Annotated in this window: 22 protein-coding genes and 1 tRNA gene; 12 read left to right on the plus strand and 11 right to left on the minus strand. The window is 67.2% G+C overall.

Annotated elements, in window-relative coordinates:
• Nucleotides 1–5 precede the first annotated feature (5 nt).
• Nucleotides 6–905 (minus strand): LysR substrate-binding domain-containing protein, encoded by a 900-nt coding sequence (locus AC07WC_RS06540; protein WP_495209279.1) that lies wholly within the window; start codon nt 903–905, stop codon nt 6–8.
• An 83-nt stretch (nt 906–988) separates the two neighbouring features.
• Between AC07WC_RS06540 and AC07WC_RS06545 the strand changes: the two genes are divergently transcribed.
• A complete protein-coding gene (locus tag AC07WC_RS06545) occupies nt 989–1768 on the plus strand; it encodes an NAD(P)H-dependent oxidoreductase (protein WP_495209280.1) in 780 nt (259 codons plus the stop codon).
• A 141-nt stretch (nt 1769–1909) separates the two neighbouring features.
• Nucleotides 1910–2938, plus strand: a complete 1029-nt coding sequence (locus AC07WC_RS06550; RefSeq protein WP_495209281.1) for a phosphotransferase enzyme family protein — start codon at nt 1910–1912, stop codon at nt 2936–2938.
• A 9-nt stretch (nt 2939–2947) separates the two neighbouring features.
• On the opposite strand, the gene AC07WC_RS06555 is transcribed toward AC07WC_RS06550, so the two are convergent.
• From AC07WC_RS06555 to AC07WC_RS06590, 8 genes are all read right to left on the minus strand, one after another.
• A complete protein-coding gene (locus AC07WC_RS06555; RefSeq protein WP_495209416.1) occupies nt 2948–3835 on the minus strand; it encodes a DMT family transporter in 888 nt (295 codons plus the stop codon).
• A gap of 32 nt (nt 3836–3867) precedes the next feature.
• Entirely contained in the window at nt 3868–4917 is a 1050-nt protein-coding gene (murB, locus tag AC07WC_RS06560) for a UDP-N-acetylmuramate dehydrogenase (RefSeq protein ID WP_495209282.1), read from the minus strand.
• Nucleotides 4914–5969 carry a quinone-dependent dihydroorotate dehydrogenase gene (locus AC07WC_RS06565; protein WP_495209283.1) on the minus strand — a complete coding sequence of 352 codons (1056 nt, stop codon included), beginning with the start codon at nt 5967–5969 and terminating at the stop codon, nt 4914–4916. The genes murB and AC07WC_RS06565 overlap by 4 nt, the downstream gene beginning before the upstream one ends.
• Nucleotides 5970–5978: 9 nt before the next feature.
• On the minus strand, nt 5979–6749 hold the full coding sequence (locus AC07WC_RS06570) for a class I SAM-dependent methyltransferase (protein WP_495209284.1): 771 nt from the start codon (nt 6747–6749) through the stop codon (nt 5979–5981).
• Nucleotides 6750–6756: 7 nt separating this feature from the next.
• Complete coding sequence (locus AC07WC_RS06575; protein ID WP_495209285.1) at nt 6757–7041, minus strand: DUF4190 domain-containing protein; 285 nt, start codon at nt 7039–7041, stop codon at nt 6757–6759.
• A 50-nt stretch (nt 7042–7091) separates the two neighbouring features.
• Entirely contained in the window at nt 7092–7877 is a 786-nt protein-coding gene (locus tag AC07WC_RS06580; RefSeq protein WP_495209286.1) for an SDR family NAD(P)-dependent oxidoreductase, read from the minus strand.
• On the minus strand, nt 7877–9409 hold the full coding sequence (amaB, locus tag AC07WC_RS06585) for an L-piperidine-6-carboxylate dehydrogenase (protein WP_495209287.1): 1533 nt from the start codon (nt 9407–9409) through the stop codon (nt 7877–7879). The genes AC07WC_RS06580 and amaB overlap by 1 nt, the downstream gene beginning before the upstream one ends.
• Nucleotides 9410–9590: 181 nt before the next feature.
• A complete protein-coding gene (locus tag AC07WC_RS06590) occupies nt 9591–10235 on the minus strand; it encodes a phosphatase PAP2 family protein (protein WP_495209288.1) in 645 nt (214 codons plus the stop codon).
• Nucleotides 10236–10380: 145 nt separating this feature from the next.
• Between AC07WC_RS06590 and AC07WC_RS06595 the strand changes: the two genes are divergently transcribed.
• Nucleotides 10381–10457, plus strand: a tRNA-Arg gene (locus AC07WC_RS06595).
• 85 nt (nt 10458–10542) lie between these two features.
• Here AC07WC_RS06595 and AC07WC_RS06600 read toward each other — a convergent pair.
• Complete coding sequence (locus tag AC07WC_RS06600) at nt 10543–11685, minus strand: acyltransferase family protein (RefSeq protein WP_495209289.1); 1143 nt, start codon at nt 11683–11685, stop codon at nt 10543–10545.
• Between the two features lie 102 nt (nt 11686–11787).
• Between AC07WC_RS06600 and AC07WC_RS06605 the strand changes: the two genes are divergently transcribed.
• On the plus strand, nt 11788–12078 hold the full coding sequence (locus tag AC07WC_RS06605) for a hypothetical protein (RefSeq protein ID WP_495209290.1): 291 nt from the start codon (nt 11788–11790) through the stop codon (nt 12076–12078).
• A gap of 28 nt (nt 12079–12106) precedes the next feature.
• On the opposite strand, the gene AC07WC_RS06610 is transcribed toward AC07WC_RS06605, so the two are convergent.
• Nucleotides 12107–12454: a hypothetical protein gene (locus AC07WC_RS06610; protein WP_495209291.1), complete on the minus strand. Its 348-nt coding sequence runs from the start codon at nt 12452–12454 to the stop codon at nt 12107–12109.
• A 156-nt stretch (nt 12455–12610) separates the two neighbouring features.
• Between AC07WC_RS06610 and AC07WC_RS06615 the strand changes: the two genes are divergently transcribed.
• From AC07WC_RS06615 to AC07WC_RS06650, 8 genes are all read left to right on the plus strand, one after another.
• Nucleotides 12611–13099, plus strand: a complete 489-nt coding sequence (locus AC07WC_RS06615) for a DUF421 domain-containing protein (RefSeq protein WP_495209292.1) — start codon at nt 12611–12613, stop codon at nt 13097–13099.
• Between the two features lie 92 nt (nt 13100–13191).
• Complete coding sequence (locus tag AC07WC_RS06620; protein WP_495209293.1) at nt 13192–13431, plus strand: hypothetical protein; 240 nt, start codon at nt 13192–13194, stop codon at nt 13429–13431.
• A 204-nt stretch (nt 13432–13635) separates the two neighbouring features.
• Nucleotides 13636–14799, plus strand: coding sequence for a zinc-dependent alcohol dehydrogenase (locus AC07WC_RS06625; RefSeq protein ID WP_495209294.1), 1164 nt, complete (start codon nt 13636–13638; stop codon nt 14797–14799).
• Between the two features lies 1 nt (nt 14800).
• A complete protein-coding gene (locus AC07WC_RS06630) occupies nt 14801–15793 on the plus strand; it encodes an acyl-CoA dehydrogenase family protein (protein WP_495209295.1) in 993 nt (330 codons plus the stop codon).
• On the plus strand, nt 15781–16539 hold the full coding sequence (locus AC07WC_RS06635) for a PIG-L deacetylase family protein (protein ID WP_495209296.1): 759 nt from the start codon (nt 15781–15783) through the stop codon (nt 16537–16539). Before AC07WC_RS06630 ends, AC07WC_RS06635 begins: the two co-directional genes overlap by 13 nt.
• Nucleotides 16536–17123: a class I SAM-dependent DNA methyltransferase gene (locus AC07WC_RS06640; protein WP_495209297.1), complete on the plus strand. Its 588-nt coding sequence runs from the start codon at nt 16536–16538 to the stop codon at nt 17121–17123. The genes AC07WC_RS06635 and AC07WC_RS06640 overlap by 4 nt, the downstream gene beginning before the upstream one ends.
• Nucleotides 17120–17833, plus strand: a complete 714-nt coding sequence (locus AC07WC_RS06645) for a glycosyltransferase family 2 protein (protein ID WP_495209298.1) — start codon at nt 17120–17122, stop codon at nt 17831–17833. Before AC07WC_RS06640 ends, AC07WC_RS06645 begins: the two co-directional genes overlap by 4 nt.
• The gene (locus AC07WC_RS06650) at nt 17833–18102 is read left to right on the plus strand and encodes a PQ-loop domain-containing transporter (RefSeq protein ID WP_495209299.1); all 270 of its coding nucleotides are present in this window, start codon (nt 17833–17835) and stop codon (nt 18100–18102) included. The genes AC07WC_RS06645 and AC07WC_RS06650 overlap by 1 nt, the downstream gene beginning before the upstream one ends.
• The last annotated feature ends 89 nt before the right edge of the window (nt 18103–18191 follow it).

Below are 18191 nucleotides of genomic sequence, written 5' to 3' on the forward strand. Positions count from 1 at the left end.
GATCGTCATGCCACCGCCGCCGCGATCTGTTCGCGCAGCCAGCGGTGCGCCGGGTCGCGGTGCACACGTTCGTGCCACAGCATCACCATCTGGTAGCCAGGCACGTCGATCGGCGCCTCCACCACGCGCAATGACGGATCATCGGCGACCAGCCGGGCCGGCACCATCGCGACCATGTCGGTGCGGCTGATCACACTGCGCAGATACAGGAAGTGGGGCACCGACAGCGCCACCCTGCGCTGTGCACCGGCGCGCGCAAGCGCCGCATCGGTGACACCGTGGAAGCCGCCGCCCATTGGCGACACGATCACATGATCCAGCGCGCAGAACTGGGCCAGCGTGGGCCGGCGTTTCAACCTGGGGTGGTCGGCGCGGCCGGCGAGCACGTAGCGCTCGGTGAACAACCGGCGATGGTGCAGGGCGGGCGGCGCATCGGACGCGATGTGGAAGGCCAGATCGATCTCGCCACGCTCGGCCTGTTCGACCATGCGCCGGGGCGCCAGCTCGACCACCGCCAGCCGCGTGCCCGGCGCGGCCTGGCGCAGGCCCGGCAACGCGGGCAGCAGCACGGTGGATTCGCCGTAATCGGAGGCCATGATCTGCCAGGTATGGCTGGCCTGCGCCGGGTCGAAGGCCTGGGTCGGGGCCACCGCACGTTCCAGCGCCGCCAAGGCATCCGCGAGCGGCGTGCGCAGGGCCTCGGCACGTGCGGTGGTCCGCATCCCACGCGGGCCGGGCAACAGCAACGGATCATCGAACAGGTCGCGGAGGCGTCGCAACTGCACGCTCACCGTCGGTTGCGCCAGGTGCAGGCGGGCGGCTGCACGGGTGACGTTCTGTTCTTCCAGCAGGGCCTGCAGGGTGACCAGCAGGTTGAGGTCGATGCGGCGCAGGGTATTGTCCATGGCAATGCCAACGATTGCGGGAATTCATTTCTACTATAGCGCTGCCATCCCTACCGTAGCGGCATCTCCTCTCTGGAACTGCCATGAACGTCCTGATCGTCTACGCCCACCCCGAACCGACCTCGCTCAGCGGCTCCCTGAAGACCTTCACTGTCGAGCGCCTGCAGCAGGCCGGCCACACCGTGCAGGTCTCGGATCTGTATGCCATGCAATGGAAGGCGCAGGTGGATGCGGCCGACCACGTGGGCCGCGACCCGTCGATGCCGTTCCATGCCTCGCTGGATTCCCGCCAGGCCTATGCCAGCGGGCAGCAGAGCGCGGACATCGCGGCCGAGCAGGACAAGCTGCGCTGGGCCGATGCGGTGATCCTGCAGTTTCCGCTGTGGTGGTTCTCGATGCCGGCGATCCTCAAGGGCTGGGTCGACCGGGTATACGCCTATGGATTCGCCTACGGCGTGGGCGAACATTCCGACCGCCATTGGGGCGATCGTTACGGCGAGGGCGCGATGAGCGGCAAGCGCGCGATGCTGGTCGTCACCACCGGCGGCTGGGCGTCGCACTACGCGCCGCGCGGCATCAACGGTTCGATCGAGGATGTGCTGTTCCCGATCCAGCACGGCATCCTGTTCTACCCCGGTTTCGACGTGCTGCCGCCGCATGTCGTCTATCGCACCAGCCGCGTCGACGACACCTCGTTCCCGGTGCTGCTGGAGGACCTGGGCAAGCGGCTCGACGGCCTGGCGACCGATGCCCCGATCGCGTACCGCCGCCAGAATGGAGGCGACTACGAGATTCCGGCCTTGTGCCTGCGACCTGAGCTCGCGCCGGGTGCAACCGGTGCGGCGATCCATATCGCGGACTGAGTGGGATGGTGGGGGTCCACCTCGGCCAAGGCGGCGCGATGACGCAGTGGCACGCGTTGTCGCTTTCGTGATGGATTGCGCTGGGCGGTGATGGGGTCCATCTGAGATAGTCGCCATATATACATCACGCGCGTTGGATTGATGCTCCATCCACAAGAGTTGTCCGCGGCGCAGATTGTCCAGGTCCTGGGCGAGGTGTTTGGCGTGTGTGCCAGCGCGGTGGTGCAGCGTGCCGGCGGCGCTGATGCGGGGGCGACCGTGTATCAGGTGGGTGGCGCGGATGGCGCGCGCTGGTGGTTGAAGTGCCGGCGTTACGCAGTAGACCCGGTGGTGTGGGAGGTGCTGCACCACCTGCGCGACCAGGCCGGGCTGCGCGAGGTGATCGCGCCGCTGCCGACCCGCGATGGCGCGGCCTCGGGGACGTGGGCCGGATTGCAGTGGACCCTGTTCCCGTATATCGACGCATTCTCCGGTTTCGAGGAGGCGCTCTCGCGCGCGCATTGGGAACGCCTGGGGCGGGTGCTGCGCCAGGTGCACGAGGTGCGGCTGCCGGCCGAACTGGCCGACCGCCTGCGTCGTCCCGGGTTCGACGACGATATCGCGGTGGAACGGGTCGGCGCATGGCTGCAGCGTGCCGATGCGCGGATGCCGGTGCGCGACGCGTTGGGCGAGGAATACCTCGCGCTGTGGTGCCACCATCGCCAGCGGATCGAGGCGATCTGGCAACGCTGCCGCGAGCTGCGTGCGCGGATCGGCGAGGGACGGTCCGCGCGCGTGCTGTGTCACGCCGACCTGCACGCGGGCAACGTGCTGGTCGGCCCGGGCGATGGCGTCTGTCTGATCGACTGGGATGACATGGCGCTGGCGCCACGCGAGCGCGACCTGATGTTCATCGGCGCCGGGATCGGTGGGCGCTGGGGGCGTGAACAGCCGCCAGGCTTCGTTGATGGCTACGGTGCGGTGGCGGTGGATCCGCTGTGGGTAGCCTACTACCGTCACTGGCGGATCCTGCAGGATCTGCAGGAGTTCCACGATCTGCTGCTGGAGCCCGGCGCCACCGCGCGGCCGCCCGCGCAGCGTCGCCAGGCCCTGCGCTACATGGCCGGGCAGTTCGCGCCCGGCAACGTGGCCGATTGCGCGGCACGCGCCTGGCAGGCAGCACAGGCGTGAGGGCTGTAGCTATTCGCCCGGCTTGGCGGCCGCGGTCGCCGCCTGCGATTTCGCCCGCCGGGCCAGCACCGCTTCGCGGTGGGCGATGTAGGCATTCGCGCCGAGGATGATGCCGGCGCCGATCACGGTCCAGCGGTCCAGTGTTTCATTGAACAGCAGCCAGCCCAGCAGGCTCACCAGCGGCAGCTGCATGAAGCTGATCGGGGTCAGCGCGGAGACCTCGCCCAGGCGCAGGGCGCGGGTCCACAGCAGCTGGCCCAGGGTGCCGAGCACACCGGTGGCCACCAGCCAGACCCAGGCCAGGCCGGTCGGCCAGACCCACACGAACAAGGCGGGCACCAGCGACAGCGGCACCCAGAACACATAGGTGTAGAACACCACGGTATCGGCGCTGTCCACGCGGGTGAGCTGCTTGATCTGGATCGCCACCAGTGAGCTCAGCACTGCCGCGCCCACCGCGACCAGGGTGCCGGGGGTGAAGCTGGTCGAGCCCGGACGCACGATGATCAGCACGCCGACGAAGCCGATGATCACGGCCGCCCAGCGGCGCATGCGCACCGTTTCGCCGAGCCACAGCACCGCAGCGATGGTGACGAACAGCGGGGTGGAGTAGGACAGCGAGATCGCCTGCGAGATCGGCAGGTGGCCGATCGCCCAGAATGCGCACAGCATCGATGCCAGCCCGATCGCACTGCGCAGGAAGTAGCGCGGCAGCTGCTGCGTTTTCAGCGGCGCGCTGCCCGGGCGGATCAGCATCGGCAGCAGCGCCAGCAGGCCGAAGGCGTTGCGGAAGAACGCCACTTCCTGGGTCGGCACGTAGCGGGTGGCGTAGCGGATCGCGATCGCCATCAGGCCGAAGGCCAACGTACTGCCAAGCATCAGCAGGGCGGCCCGCAACGGCGTGGCCACCGGCAAGGCGGGGGCGGGATTCACCACTGGGCGCCGATCAGTCTCGGTTCCGGTTCGATCGGCACGCCGAATTTTTCCAGTACCGAGGCGGAGATGCGCCGCGCCAGCGCGAGCAGTTCTTCGCCGGTGGCCTGGCCATGGTTGACCAGCACCAGTGCATGGCTGGGCGCCACGCCGGCGTCGCCATCGCGGTAGCCCTTCCAGCCGCAGCTCTCGATCATCCAGGCGGCGGAGATCTTGCGGCGGCTGTCGTCGTCGGCCGGGAACACCGGCAGCTCGGGGAAGTGCTGCAGCAACACCTCGACCTGCTCCAGCGGCAGGATCGGGTTCTTGAAGAAGCTGCCCGCGTTGCCGAGCACGTCCGGGTCGGGCAGTTTGCGGCGACGGATGTTGATCACGGCGTTGGCCACGTCGGCGGCCACCGGCAGCTCCACCCCCATCGCCTCCATTTCCTCGGCGATCCCGGCATAGCCCAGGCGCAGGCCATGCAGCAGCGGCAGGCGCAGCTCGATCGCGGTGATCAGATAACGGTCCGGGTCGTGCTTGAAGATGCTGTCGCGGTAGCCGAACTGGCAGCCTTCGGCATCGAAGCGCACCCAGTCGTTCGCCTGTCGGTCCCAGGCATCCACGGCCTGGATGAACTCGCCGACCTGCGCGCCATAGGCACCGATGTTCTGGATCGGCGAGGCACCGGCGGTACCCGGGATCAGCGCCAGGTTTTCCAGCCCGGACAGGCCGTTCTGCAGCGACCACATCACCAGGCCATGCCAGTTCACGCCGGCACCGGCGCGCACGATGGTGTGGTCGGCGCGGTGTTCGAGGATCTCGATGCCGCGGTTGGCGAACACCAGTACGGTGCCTGCCACGTTATCGGCGATCAGCACATTGCTGCCACTGCCCAGCACCAGCAGCGGTTGTCCGGCGACATGCGGCAGCGCCAGCACCTCGGGCAGCACGGAAGGATCGAACACCTCCAGCAACTGCGCGGCGGTGGCATCGACATGGAAGGTATTGAGCGCCTTCAGCGAGGCGTTTTCGGTGATGGCCCAGGCAGTCATGGCGTCGTTCACAGCGGTGCCACCGCGCCGCGGCTGGGCGCCTCTCTGCGGCGACGGATCGCCTCCACGCAGTCGTGCACCAGTTCCGGGCCACGGAAGATCAGGCCGCTGTAGCACTGGACCAGCGCTGCGCCTGCCGCCATTTTGGCCACCGCGTCCGCGCCGGATTGGATGCCGCCCACGCCGATCAACGGCATCGATTCGGGCAGGCGGGCGCGCAGGCGACGCAGCACCAAGGTCGACTGGCCGAGCAGCGGCGCGCCGGACAGGCCGCCGGCTTCGTTCGCACGCGGGTCACCGGCCACCGCACTGCGATCGATGGTGGTATTGGTGGCAATCACGCCGTCCACCTTGAGCTCGCCGAGCACACGCGCGGCGGCGTCGATATCGCGGTCGCTCAGATCCGGAGCGACCTTGACCAGCATCGGCACCCGCTTGCCATGCTTGGCGGCCAGGCTTTCCTGGCTCTCGCGCAGTTGCGAAATCAACTGCCGCAGGGCGGTCTCTTCCTGCAGTTCGCGCAGGCCGGCGGTGTTCGGCGAGGAAATGTTGACGGTGATGTAGTCGGCCAGCGGATACACCTTCTGCAGGCAGTGCTGGTAATCGTCGAACGCCTGCTCGTTGGGGGTGTCCTTGTTCTTGCCGATGTTGATGCCGAGCAGGCCGGTACGGCGCTTGGCACGCTCCACGTTGCGGACCAGCGCATCGACGCCCAGGTTGTTGAAACCCATGCGGTTGATGATGGCCTGGTGGTCCGGCAGCCGGAACAGGCGCGGCTTCGGATTGCCCGCCTGCGGGCGCGGGGTGATCGTGCCGATCTCCACGAAGCCGAAGCCCAGCGCCAGCAGCGCATCGATGTGCTCGCCGTTCTTGTCCAGGCCGGCGGCCAGGCCCACCGGATTCGGGAAACTCAATCCGAACGCGTTGGTCGGCAGCGGCTCGATGCGGCGGCCCATCAACGGCGTGGTGCCGGTGCGATAGGCCAGGTCCAGCGCGCTCAGGCCAAGGCCGTGGGCGCGTTCTGCATCAAGGGCGAACAGGAAGGGGCGGGCAAGCGAGTACATGGCGTTCAATCAGTCCAGCGTGCCGACAAAGGCACGGGTTTGGTATTCAAAGGCGATCTGGCCGTCCACCGCGTGGGCGTCGAACAGGTGTTGCAGTGCCTCCAGCATCGGCGCGTGGCGCGGGTGACCGGCCTGCGGGGCATACGAGGAGGAAAGCAGGCGGCCACGCAGGCCCTCCAGGTCCATCCGCTGCACGTTGGGCAGGCGGGCCATGCCGCGCAGGCCTTCGCCGAACCACGCGCGCATGGTGTCATCGTCCTGGTAGCGCTCGGCCACCTCCACGTAGTCGGTGCCGAACTCCTGCAGCAGCTGCTCGTAGCCGATCAGGAACGGCGAGGCATCGAGCAGGCGCGAGTTCCAGAACACCAGCGCCATGCCCTCGGGCTGCAGGATGCGCGCCCATTCGCGGCGCACTGCGGTGGTATCGAACCAGTGGAAGGCCTGCGCGGCGGCGACCAGGCCCACGCTGTTGTCGGCCAGGCCGGTGGCCTCGGCGGTGCCGTCGGCGACCTTCAGGCGCAGGTAGTCCGGGGCCAGCAACTGCTCGGCCGCTTCGCGCATGGCTGCGTTCGGCTCCACCGCGATGACCGGGTGGCCGGCGGCCAGGAACAGCCGGGTGGAAATGCCGGTGCCGGCGCCGATGTCGGCGACCAGGGTCTCGGTGGGTACACCGATGTCCTGGTGCAGCCAGTCCAGCAATGCCGGGGGATAGTCGGGACGGTAGCGGACGTAGTCGGCAACCCGACTGCTGAAGCGTTCGGTCGAATCCGAGCGGCTCATGTGCACCTCACGATTGGGTAGCGGCAAACCAGGCCAGTCCGCCGAAGAACAACAGAATCACCACCAGGGCCAGCAGGCTGCCGATCACGATGATCCAGCCCAGGATCAGCCCGGCCAGCGCCATGCCATCGCCTTCCAGCTCCAGCGGGCGGCGGCGGATCTCGGAGCGGGCCAGGTGGCCGGTAATGATCGCCGCGATGCTGCCAATGAAGGGCAGGGCGGTCCAACCGAGGATGCCCATGATCAGGCTGACCACGGCCATGGCACTGGTTTGTCGGGGCGGGAGGCTCATGCAGGTCCTGGTCGCGGTGGGGTGGTTCGATGATAGGGCCAGCGGCGGGTTTATCCCATCAGGACCTGGCCACCATCGACATTCAAGGTGTGCCCGGTGATCCAGCCCGCCAGCGGCGAGCACAGGAACAGCGCGGCATTGGCGATGGACGCCGGCTCGCCGAAGCGGCCGAACGGAATCTTCGCCAGGGTGTTTCGATACAGCTCCGGGTCCTGCTCGCGTCGGCGCGCCCACAGCCCGTCCTCGAACTCGATCGAGCCGGGGGCGATGGCGTTGACCCGGATCCGATGTGGCGCCAGGGCCAGCGCCTGCGAGGTGGTGTAGTGCATCAGCGCGGCCTTGGCGGCCGCATACGGCGCGCCACCCGGGCGCGGCTGCTGGGCGGCGATCGAGGCCAGATTGAGAATGCACGCATCCGCGGACTGCTGCAGCCAGGGCAGGGCCAGCCGCGAAGCGCGCACGGCGGACATCAAATCGACGTTCAAACTGGCGTCCCAGCCGGCTTCGTCGTCGGCCATGCCGTAGCCGGTCGCGTTGTTGACCAGCACGTCGATGCCACCGAGGGTCTGCGCGGCGTCGGCCAGCCAGTGGCCGATATCGTCCAGCCGGGACAGGTCTGCGGTGGCGGTGTGCACGGCCAGATCGAGGGCCCCGGCATCCGCACGCAGCGCGGCCAGGCCGGCCTCACCGCGTGCGCAGACCGAGACGCGGGCGCCTGCCGAAGCAAACGCCAGCGCCATCGCGCGCCCGATACCCTTGCTGCCACCGGCGATCAGCACCCGGCGCCCGGTGAAGTCCAGGCGCGGGCCCGCCGGCAGGTGGGGCGCGGCGTCCATCACAGGTCGAACTTGATGCCCTGGGCCAGCGGCAGCGAGTCGGAGTAGTTGATGGTGTTGGTCTGGCGGCGCATGTAGACCTTCCAGGCATCCGAGCCGGACTCACGGCCACCGCCGGTGTCCTTCTCGCCACCGAACGCACCGCCGATCTCCGCACCCGAGGTGCCGATGTTGACGTTGGCGATGCCGCAATCCGAACCGGCGGCCGACAGGAAGCGCTCGGCGGTCTTCAGGTTGGTGGTGAAGATCGAGGACGACAGGCCCTGCGGCACGCCGTTCTGCATGTCGATCGCTTCGTCCAGCGTGCTGTACTTCATCACGTACAGGATCGGGGCGAAGGTCTCGTGCTGGACGACCTCGTCGCTGTTCTTCAGGCCGGTCACGATGGCCGGAAGCACGAAGTTGCCGGCGCGGTCGATGCGGGTGCCACCGGTCTGCACGGTACCGCCGCTGGCCTTGGCCTTCTCGATCGAGGCCAGGAACTGCTGCACGGCGCCGTCGCTGTTGAGCGGGCCCATCAGGTTGGCCGGGTCGGTCGGATCGCCGATCTTGCCTTCCACCTGCTTGTACGCCTTGATCAGCGTGGCCAGCACGTCGTCATGGATGGATTCGTGCACGATCAGGCGGCGCGTGGTGGTGCAGCGCTGGCCGGCAGTACCGACGGCGCCGAACACGATGCCCGGAATCGCCAGCTTCAGGTCGGCGGTCTCATCGAGGATGATCGCGTTGTTGCCGCCCAGCTCCAGCAGGCAGCGGCCCAGACGGTGCGCGACCTTCTCGGCGACCTGGCGGCCGACCTGGGTCGAACCGGTGAAGCTGATCAGCGGCACGCGCTTGTCGGCCACCATTTTCTGCGACAGCTCGGTGCCGGCATCGTTGATCAGGAAGAACAGGTCCGGGAACCCGCCTTCGCGCAGCGCTTCATTGCAGATGCGCATGGAGGCGATCGCGGTCAGCGGGGTCTTGTTGGACGGCTTCCACAGGCAGATATCGCCGCAGATCGTGGCCAGGAACGAGTTCCAGGCCCACACCGCGACCGGGAAGTTGAACGCACTGATGATGCCGACCAGGCCCAGCGGCTGGTACTGCTCATACATGCGGTGGCCCGGGCGCTCGGAATGCATGGTGTAGCCATAGAGCATGCGGCTCTGGCCCACCGCGAAGTCGGCGATGTCGATCATCTCCTGCACTTCGCCATCGCCTTCGGGCTTGCTCTTGCCCATTTCCAGCGCGACCAGGGAGCCCAGGGCGTCCTTGTTGGCACGCAGGGCTTCGCCACACAGGCGCACGGCTTCACCGCGGCGCGGGGCCGGGGTGGTGCGCCAGACCTTGAAGGCCTCCTGGGCACGGGCCACGATGGTTTCGTAGTCTGCGTCGGTGGTCGCGTAGACCGTGGCGATGGCTTCGCCGGTGGTCGGGTTGACCGGGGTGATCACACCGGCATCGGTGGCCGAGGACCACTCGCCGTTGCCAAGGTAGGTGCCAGCGTTGGTCGCGTCGAGGCCGAGGGCCTTGAGCAGGTCAGAGGACATGCAAACTCCTGTTGCGTTGCGTTTGTAAGGCGCTGGCCGCTGGCAGGGTGGGGGGCGGCAAGCTGAACCCCGAATGGTAACAGAGGGGCGCAATGCCCAATCTGGCGGTGCGGGGCGGCGCGCCGCCAGTACGGGGCGTATGGCGCCGGGCGAACGGATGCCTTTGGCGCCGCCCAGCTGCTCAGCGCTTCTGCTGGCAGCCAGGCGCCGTGTGGGCGGCCGGATGGCTGCAACCGGCAGGGCGGGTGAACACCTCGCCGCGTCCGGACAAACCGGTCGCCAGTCGCATCACCAGGTCATGCGTCCGCACCCCCGACAGGAGCACCAGGGCCATCGCAGCACCGAGCACGGCGGCGGCGATGGCAGGCAGCGGCGTCATCGCGGTGTCATCCCGGGCTCGCAGGGCCATGCCGCTGACGGCGATGCCCAGCAGCCATCCGCTGACGACTTCCGACACGGAGTGAGCGTTCAGCGGCAGCCGTGAGTAGGCGATCGCCACAGCGAGCAGTGCACCGAGCACCGCGCCGACCAGAGGCCAGCGCACCCGCCCCTGGAGCGTCAGGTAAACGACCACCGGATACACCGCCGCGGTCATCGTCGCGTGGCCGCTGAATCCGGTGAAATCCAGGCGTGGCCAGCCGATGCCCCACCCCAGGAACGCCAACTTCGAGGCCAGGGACAGCCCACCGACGATGATCAGGCCGACCGCCCAACGCACGCGCAGGGCGCGGTTCGCCCTGGCGCCGAAGAGCATCAGCACCAGGCTCAACGGCAGCAACCAGCGGCTGTCGCCCAGTTGGGAGAGGAAGAGCCACAGGGACTGCATTCGTGTCACTCATCGCACGGCACAGGAGCATAGGCCAGTTGCCGCTGCCGCAGATGAGTGCCGGGCAACCGGGTGAGCGACTGGGCCGCGACCGGCGTCAATTGGAAGTGATGTGTCGTTTGCCTGTATCCTTTACGCCCTCCGTGGCCCCGTAGCTCAGCTGGATAGAGCGTCCCCCTCCTAAGGGGAAGGTCGCCCGTTCGAATCGGGCCGGGGTCACCACGTTTCAGGGACTTGCGCGACCGCCCTTGTGCCGCGACGGATCAACCGGCGTTGGGGACGGTCAGTAGTGCAGCCTCACCTCGTCTTACAGCGCAGCGGCGCCGCCCACTGCCGCCGATCGCCGGCGCTGATAGCGGTCAACCAGCTTGCCGGTGAGTGTCATGAACACCGTCTCGTAGTACCTGTAGCTCAGCCACGCCAACGCAAATGTCAGCGGCAACACGATCGCCAGGGTCGCACTGAAGTTGGCGACAGGGCGCATGTCGGGAAGCGCGCGCTGAACCAGTTCGATCACGGCGAAATGGAAGATGTAGCAGGAGAAGCTGATCTTGCCGACCCATGCCAGAACGCCGTTGACCAGCAGCCGCCACTGATACAGGTACATGGCCGTGCCAAGCAGCAGGAACCACACGATCCAGAGGTGGTTTTCCTGCAGCGGCCCCTTCCGTGCGGGAAGAATCGCAAGCGGGAGCAGAATCAGGATCAGCGCAAAGGCCATCCTGGCGACACGTGAGTTGAGCGCTGCCGGGATGGTCTTCACCCGCGAGAACAGGTGGTAGAAGACGAAGCCCGCAGCGAAGCAGGACAACTGGTTGGGGAGCCAGCGATATGCAAAGTGTTCTGCCTGCTTCGGGGTGGCGCTGGCGAACTCGGTCTGGACCAGAAGACGTGCCAACAGTTCCGCTGCAGGGCTCAGGGCGACGCAGGCGACAAAGAAAAGCAGCGCCCGTCGCGGCGACCTGACCAGACCAAAAATGGCCGGGAACATGGCATAGAAGATAATCTCGTTGCTGATGGACCAGCCACCCGGCACGACGGTGCTGGGCGTGAAAGGGTTGGTCATGTTGAGGAACAGCACGTGGAGCGGGTAGTGCCACAGCTCTGGACCCTCCTGCCAACCCCGGCTTCCGGTCAGCCCGTAAAGTGCCGTGTAGAGAAGGATGCCCCCCCAATAAACGGGTGCGATCCGCATGGCCCGGCGAATGTAGAACGACCCTACTGGCGCAACCTCGGTGCTCACCCGCTTCGAGTACATCAGCATGATCGTGAACGCGCTGACCAGATAGAACAACGGGACGCCCATGCCCCCGAGGACGGTAACCTTGCGCAACGAGGCGGCGAGTCCCGTTTGGTTGTTAAGGGTCATCGAGCCGATGTGGGTGATCATCACCCCCAGGATTGCCATGCCGCGCAGTGAGTCAACGAACTGGAAACGGCTGGTGCTCATGGTGTGCCATCGTTAGAAGGCGCGCATGATGCCATAACCGACAATGGTGGGGTTGGCGGACCGACCGCGCCGCCTCTTCATGTCAGGCGTGACCTTGGGCCCATGACGCATGAGATGCCGTATGGCATCGTGAATCAACTGGCAGATCAGGTCGGTGCAATGGCGTCCTACAAGGACATTCTCGGCTACAGCCTGGTGGTTTCAGTGGTCGATCTCGGCGCTTATTGCCAAGGTGTCGTGCACATCTTTTCGCCGGACCGCAGTCATCTGCGCACGATCGAGACCTCGGTTCGCCATGCGACGCTGGAGGACGCCGAAGCCATGGCCACCCAGCTCGGTGAGGAATATGTCCGCAGCCTTCGCGCGCCGCAACGGCGGCGCGCGACCGGCTGAAGGAGCTGGCGGCGGGACGCTTGGAATTTCAGGCCTGGGCCGGACGCTCATAATCCCCAGGCGTCGCCCCATGTTCCGCCTCGGGCATGTCCTTGTCTTTCCACCGGGCGTCATCGTTCCTCAATTTGTCCGGGGTGTGACTCTTCTGCTGGTCGTCTTCTTTCGTCGCCGCTGGTCGTGGTGTGGTGGTCATGTCTTTGGGCGGCTTGGCCGCGACGAACGGAGAGATCGGGTCACTGGCCGGGAACGTCTCTTCCAGCGCTTCGTCGTGGTTCTCCGAGGTGCGCTGCTTGTCGACCTTGCCTTCCGCAGGCGGGCAGTTGTGGGTGGCGTGGGCGTCTTCGGTGGAGGCGGGCGGGGTCTGGTCGTGCTGCATGGCGTGTCTCCTGCGCGAACGGGTAGGGCGGTGATGCCTCGACGCTAGCCCTGCCGCTGTTACGAAGGAGCGGGGGTGCCGTGAAGGGCGGGTGCTCCCATCGGCTTCACCTGGGAGTTTCTATCGTCCAGACCTCGCCACACGGAGGCTGCCGAGATGCATGAGATGTTCGAGCTGGGAATGGAGTGGTGGGAGTTCGTGGTCCGCGCGGTCGCGGTGTATGTCGTGGTCCTGCTGCTGACCCGGATGAGTGGCAAGCGCTCGATGGGGCAGTCCACGCCGTTCGATATCCTGGTGATCGTGCTGCTGGGCACTGCGGTGCAGAACTCGCTGATCGGCGAGGACACCTCGCTGCCCGGCGGGCTCATTCTGGCCGCGACGCTGATCGGCCTGAACTGGTTCGTCGGCTTCGTGGGCGCGCGCAGCAAGCGCCTCAACGAGATCGTGGAGGGCGTGCCGGTGGTGCTGGCGCGGCACGGCACCATCTATTGGGAACAGGTGAAACGCTGCAACGTCAGTCCGGCCGATCTGGAGGTGGCGATGCGCGCCAACGGCTGCGAAGGCTTCGGGCAGGTCGAGCTGGCGGTGTTGGAGACGTCCGGCGAGATCACGGTGCACAAAGGCCGGTCGGAAGCCGATGACTGATCCGGTGCACTGGCCAAAAACCATCGCCCTCGCTGGATGTTGACGGTATGCCGCGTAGCGTCGAGCGCAACCCCACGCAAGGAACACGCCGCATGTACACGACAGCAGGCAGCGAAACAGCGACCTCATTGGACAGCGTGACCGCGCAGGTTCCGGACCCGACCCCGGCCCCCGTGCCGCCCGCACCGCCGGTGGAGGAACCCGGCCGTGGCGATCCGCCTGCGCACGAACCGCCACAGGAGATTCCGCCGGAAGGTGATCCGGCGCCCGCCTCGCCACCGCAGGAACTGCCGCCGGACCCGGAAGCCCCGTCGGCGCCTTCGGTGGAGTAACCGGCAGACGCGCGCATTGTCGAACGCGCGCCGGGGCGGCACGCCGAGAATGAATGATTCAGTCCTCGCGGACGGCCAAGCGCCCTGCGTTCTGGACGTGCCGTGCGGCGCCGTTGCCTGGATAGACACCCCGCACACGGTGCGGTCACGACGCTGCCACGCCGTACCACGTACCAAAGAGGTACTTGGACAACGGAGTTTGCTATGCGCGCACTGACTTACCACGGCAGCAAGGACGTACGGGTCGATACGGTGCCGGATCCCGCACTGGCTGCCGCGGACGACATCATCCTGCGCGTCACCGCCACGGCGATCTGCGGCTCGGACCTGCATCTGTATCGGGGCAAGATCCCGGATCTGCATACCGGCGACGTGCTGGGCCATGAATTCATGGGCGTGGTGGAGGAGGTGGGTGCCGGCGTGATGGATCTGCGCCCGGGCGACCGCGTGGTGATCCCGTTCGTGATTGCGTGCGGCGAGTGCTTCCATTGCCGACTCGCCGAGTTCGCGGCCTGCGAGACCACCAATACCGGCAAGGGCGCGGCGGTGAACCAGAAGGGCATCCGGCCGCCGGCAGCATTGTTCGGCTACAGCCATCTGTATGGCGGCGTATCCGGTGGGCAGGCGGAGTTCGTACGCGTGCCGAAAGCCAATGTGGGGCCGTTGCGCATTCCCGACGCCCTCTCGGACGAGCAGGTGTTGTTCCTCTCCGACATCCTGCCCACCGGCTATCAGGCGGCGATCAACGCCGGGGTGAAACCGGGATCGACGGTCGCGATCTTCGGCGCCGGCCCGGTCGGGCTGATGAGCGCGGCGTGCTGCCGCCTGCTGGGCGCGGAGACCATCTTCATGGTCGACCATCTGCCGTATCGGCTGGCCTTCGCGCAGCAGACCTATGGCGTGACCCCGATCGATTTCACCAAGGTGGAGGATCCGGCGGAATACATCATCACCCAGACCAACGGCCGCGGCGTGGACGCCACGATCGAAGCAGTCGGGTTCGAAGCGGAAGGCAGTGCGCTGGAATCGGCGTTGACCACGCTCAAGGTGGAAGGCAGCAGCGGCGTGGCGATCCGCCAGTGCATCGCGGCGACGCGTCGTGGTGGCACGGTGAGCATCCCGGGGGTGTATGCCGGCTTCATTCATGGCTTCCTGCTCGGCGATGCGTTCGACAAGGGCCTCACCTTCAAGATGGGCCAGACCCATGTGCAGAAGTTGATGCCGGAGCTGCTCGACCATATCGGCGAGGGCCGACTGGACCCCGGCGTGATCGTGACACACCGTCTGTCGCTTGAGGACGCGGTGCGTGGCTACGAGATCTTCGACCGCAAAGAGGAGGATTGCCGCAAGGTGATCCTGACGCCCTGACATGAATGCCGTGGCTTCTCTTGTACCGCCGGCGGCACCGCAGCCGGTGGCCGATGGCGATGACCTGCAGGCGCAGGCTCGCGCGTGGATCGAACATCAACCCTCGTTGCCGCGTCCGGGCAGCGGGGACACCTTGCTGCGCTGGCAGGCGCTGGCGCATATCGCCGCGCGCGATCTCTGCCTGGCCAAGGTGCTTGAAGCACATTACGACGCGCAGGCGATCCTGGAAGAGCTTGGCGCCGCTATGCCCGACCGCGATCAGCTGGGAGCGGTATGGGCAGCCGAAGGACCGGCGGCGACCCTGCGCTTTGATCGGGCCAGCGGCACGCTCTCCGGTGACAAGCCGTGGTGCTCCGGCGCCGGCTGGGTGGACCATGCGCTGGTCACGGTGCGCGATGACGGTCGCTCACGCCTGTTCCTCGTCCCAGTGCGCCGCGCCAGCGTGAGTTTCCTGCCGCAGACCTGGCAGGCCACGGGCATGGGGCGGGTCCCCAGTGGAACGGCGCGCTTCGATCGGGTGCCGGCCGTTGAAGTCGGGGCGGCCGAAGCGTATCTGCAACGTCCGGGCTTCTGGCACGGTGGGGCGGGCATCGCAGCGTGCTGGTTCGGCGGCGCGAGCGCGTTGGCCGAGCCGCTGCTGCGCAGCGCGAAGGCCGATGAACCGGGTACGGCGGCTGGCCTCCTGGGTGAGGTCGATCTGGCACTGTCGCCCTGTGCGTCACTGCTGCGCGAGCTCGCCGCGCTGATCGACGCACAGCCCGACCAACCCCATCAGCGAGAGATCGTGCGGGCGCGCAGCGCCGTGGAGCGTGCCGCTTCCCTGACGCTGGACCGAGTGGGCAGGGCGCTCGGGCCTGGCCCGATGTGCATGGACCCGGCACACGCCCGGCGCTGGGCTGACCTGACGGTTTTCATCCGCCAGAGTCATGCCGACCGCGACTGGCAGCATCTTGGCAACCGGATGCACCGGGAGGGCCGTACGTGGACGCTGTGAATCGTCAGATCGAAGGCGGCGGCGTGACCGAAGCGCAATGGGCGGCTTCGCCGTGGTTGCAGACGCTGCCGGTTGCATCCCCTGCGGTGCTGCTCGCCGATGCGCGGCGGCTGGTGGTGGTGTCGCCGCACCCTGACGATGAGGTGTTGGCCTGCGGCGGCCTGATGGCGATTGCGCACCAGGCTGGCCTTGCCATCACGGTGATTTCGGTGACGGATGGCGAAGCCTGCTATCCCGACCAACCCGCGTGGTCGCCCGAGCGGCTGCGTATTGCCCGCGCCGCCGAGCTGGACGACGCGCTGCGTTGCCTGGGTGTGGCGAGCGCAGAGCGGATCTCCTGGCACATCGGCGACGGCGCGGTGGCAGCCAGCGAGGTCTGGATGGGCCGACAGTTGGCGGCCCTGCTGCAGCCGGGTGACCTGGTGCTGGCACCGTGGCGCTTCGATGGGCATCCGGACCATGAAGCGGTCGCGCGTGCCTGCCTGCAGGCCGCCAGCGTGCGCGGCGCAGCAGTGAAGGAATACCCCGTGTGGGGCTGGCATTGGCTCGACCCGCAGGCGGCGCCGGCGGCGTGGGTGCCGGCCACGCGCGTTGCGCTGGATGGCGCCCTGGTGGAGCGCAAGCGCGATGCGATCCAGCAATTCGTGACCCAGACCGGCGCGGTGGACGGGCTGGACTGCGAGCCCATCCTGCCCGCCGCTGTCCTGCAGCGCTTCGAACGTAGCTACGAGGTACTGATCGGATGAGTGATGTCGCCTACTTCAATGCGCTGTACGAGAAGGAGGATCCCTTCCAGTACCGCACCCGGTGGTACGAGCAGCGCAAGCGCGCGCTCACCCTGGCCAGCCTGCCACGCGAGCGCTTTGCCCGCGGCTGGGAGCTGGGCTGCTCCAACGGTGTGCTCACCGCCGCCCTGGCCGAGCGTTGCGATCACCTGCTCGCTACCGACCTGAGTGAAGGCGCGGTCGACGCGGCGCGCGCGATGACCCGCCGGCACACGCACGTCGCCATCGAACAGGCACGTCATCCACGGGACTGGCCGGACGGCACCTTTGATCTGATCGTGCTGGGTGAGATGGGTTACTACCTCCCCCAGGAGGAGATGCGTCAGACCGCCGCGCAGGTGATCCGCTCGCTCACCCCGCAGGGCGTTGTGATCGCCTGCCATTGGCGCGTGCCGTTCGAGCAGGCGCGCTGCAGCGCCGCATTCGTGCACGCACAGTTTGATGATGGACTGCCACGCCTGTTCTCGTATCGTGATGAGGACATGCTGCTGGAAGGCTGGTCGGCCGAGACCACCTCGGTGGCCGAACGCGAGGGGCTGCGATGATCGCCGTGACCCTTCCCGCACACAATGAAGAACAATTGATCGCTGCCTGCCTGCAGTCGCTGCAGGTAGCTGCATTGCATCCCGCGTTGCGTGGCGAGGCAGTGGTGATCGTGGTCGCCCTGGATCGCTGCAGTGACGCCACCGCGTGGATCTGCCAGCGCATGGGGGTGGAGGTGGTGACGGTTGACGCGGGCTGTGTCGGCGTCGCGCGTGCGGCGGCGAGTGAGCGTGCGTTGGCGCTGGGTGCCCGCTGGATCGGCTGCACCGACGCCGACAGCGTGGTTCCGCCGGACTGGCTTGCGCGCCAGCTGCAGTGTGGTGCGAACGCCTTCTGTGGCGTGGTGGCCGTGGGCGACTGGCTGGACTACCCGCAGGCCGTGCGCGAGCAGTTCCTGCAGGGCGAGCAGGCGGTGGATGGGCATCCTCATGTGCATGGCGCGAACATGGGCTTCAGCGCGGTGGCCTACCGGCAATCCGGTGGATTCGCGCCATTGGCCACCGGTGAAGATGTTGCCTTGATCCAGGCCATGCACGGCGCCGGCATGCAGGTGGCGCGACTGGCCAGCCCCCGCGTGATGACCAGCGCACGTCGACAGGCCCGCGCACCGCACGGCTTCAGCGATTTCCTGCGTCGGCTGGAACAGCGCGTCGGCCTGGCGACGGACGATGGGGTAGGTGACGCGGCGCCGCTGTCGTTGCTGGCGCGCTGATGGAGACCATTGATCTGCTCGGCTGGGCGGCGACGGCCGTGCTGATCGCCACGTTGTGGCGACAGATCTGGAAGCAGTGGACGGCCGACGATGCGGAAGCGGTATCGACCTGGCTGTTCGTCGGCCAGATCACCGCCTCGGTGTTGTTCATTGCGTACAGCGCGGCGACCGGATCGGTCGTTTTCGTTGTGACCAATTCACTGATCCTGCTCACGGCCATCGCCGGGCAGTGTCTGTCCTGGATCAAACGCAGACGGGCGGGGAAGTAACACGCATTTCGCGCCTCGGCGACGCGCCGTGCACATCTGCCGCGCAGTGCGTTGAGGTCGCTGAACACTCGCATTTCAGTGTCACGCCG

The sequence above is a fragment of the Stenotrophomonas sp. GW821-FHT01H02A genome, assembly GCF_059422145.1.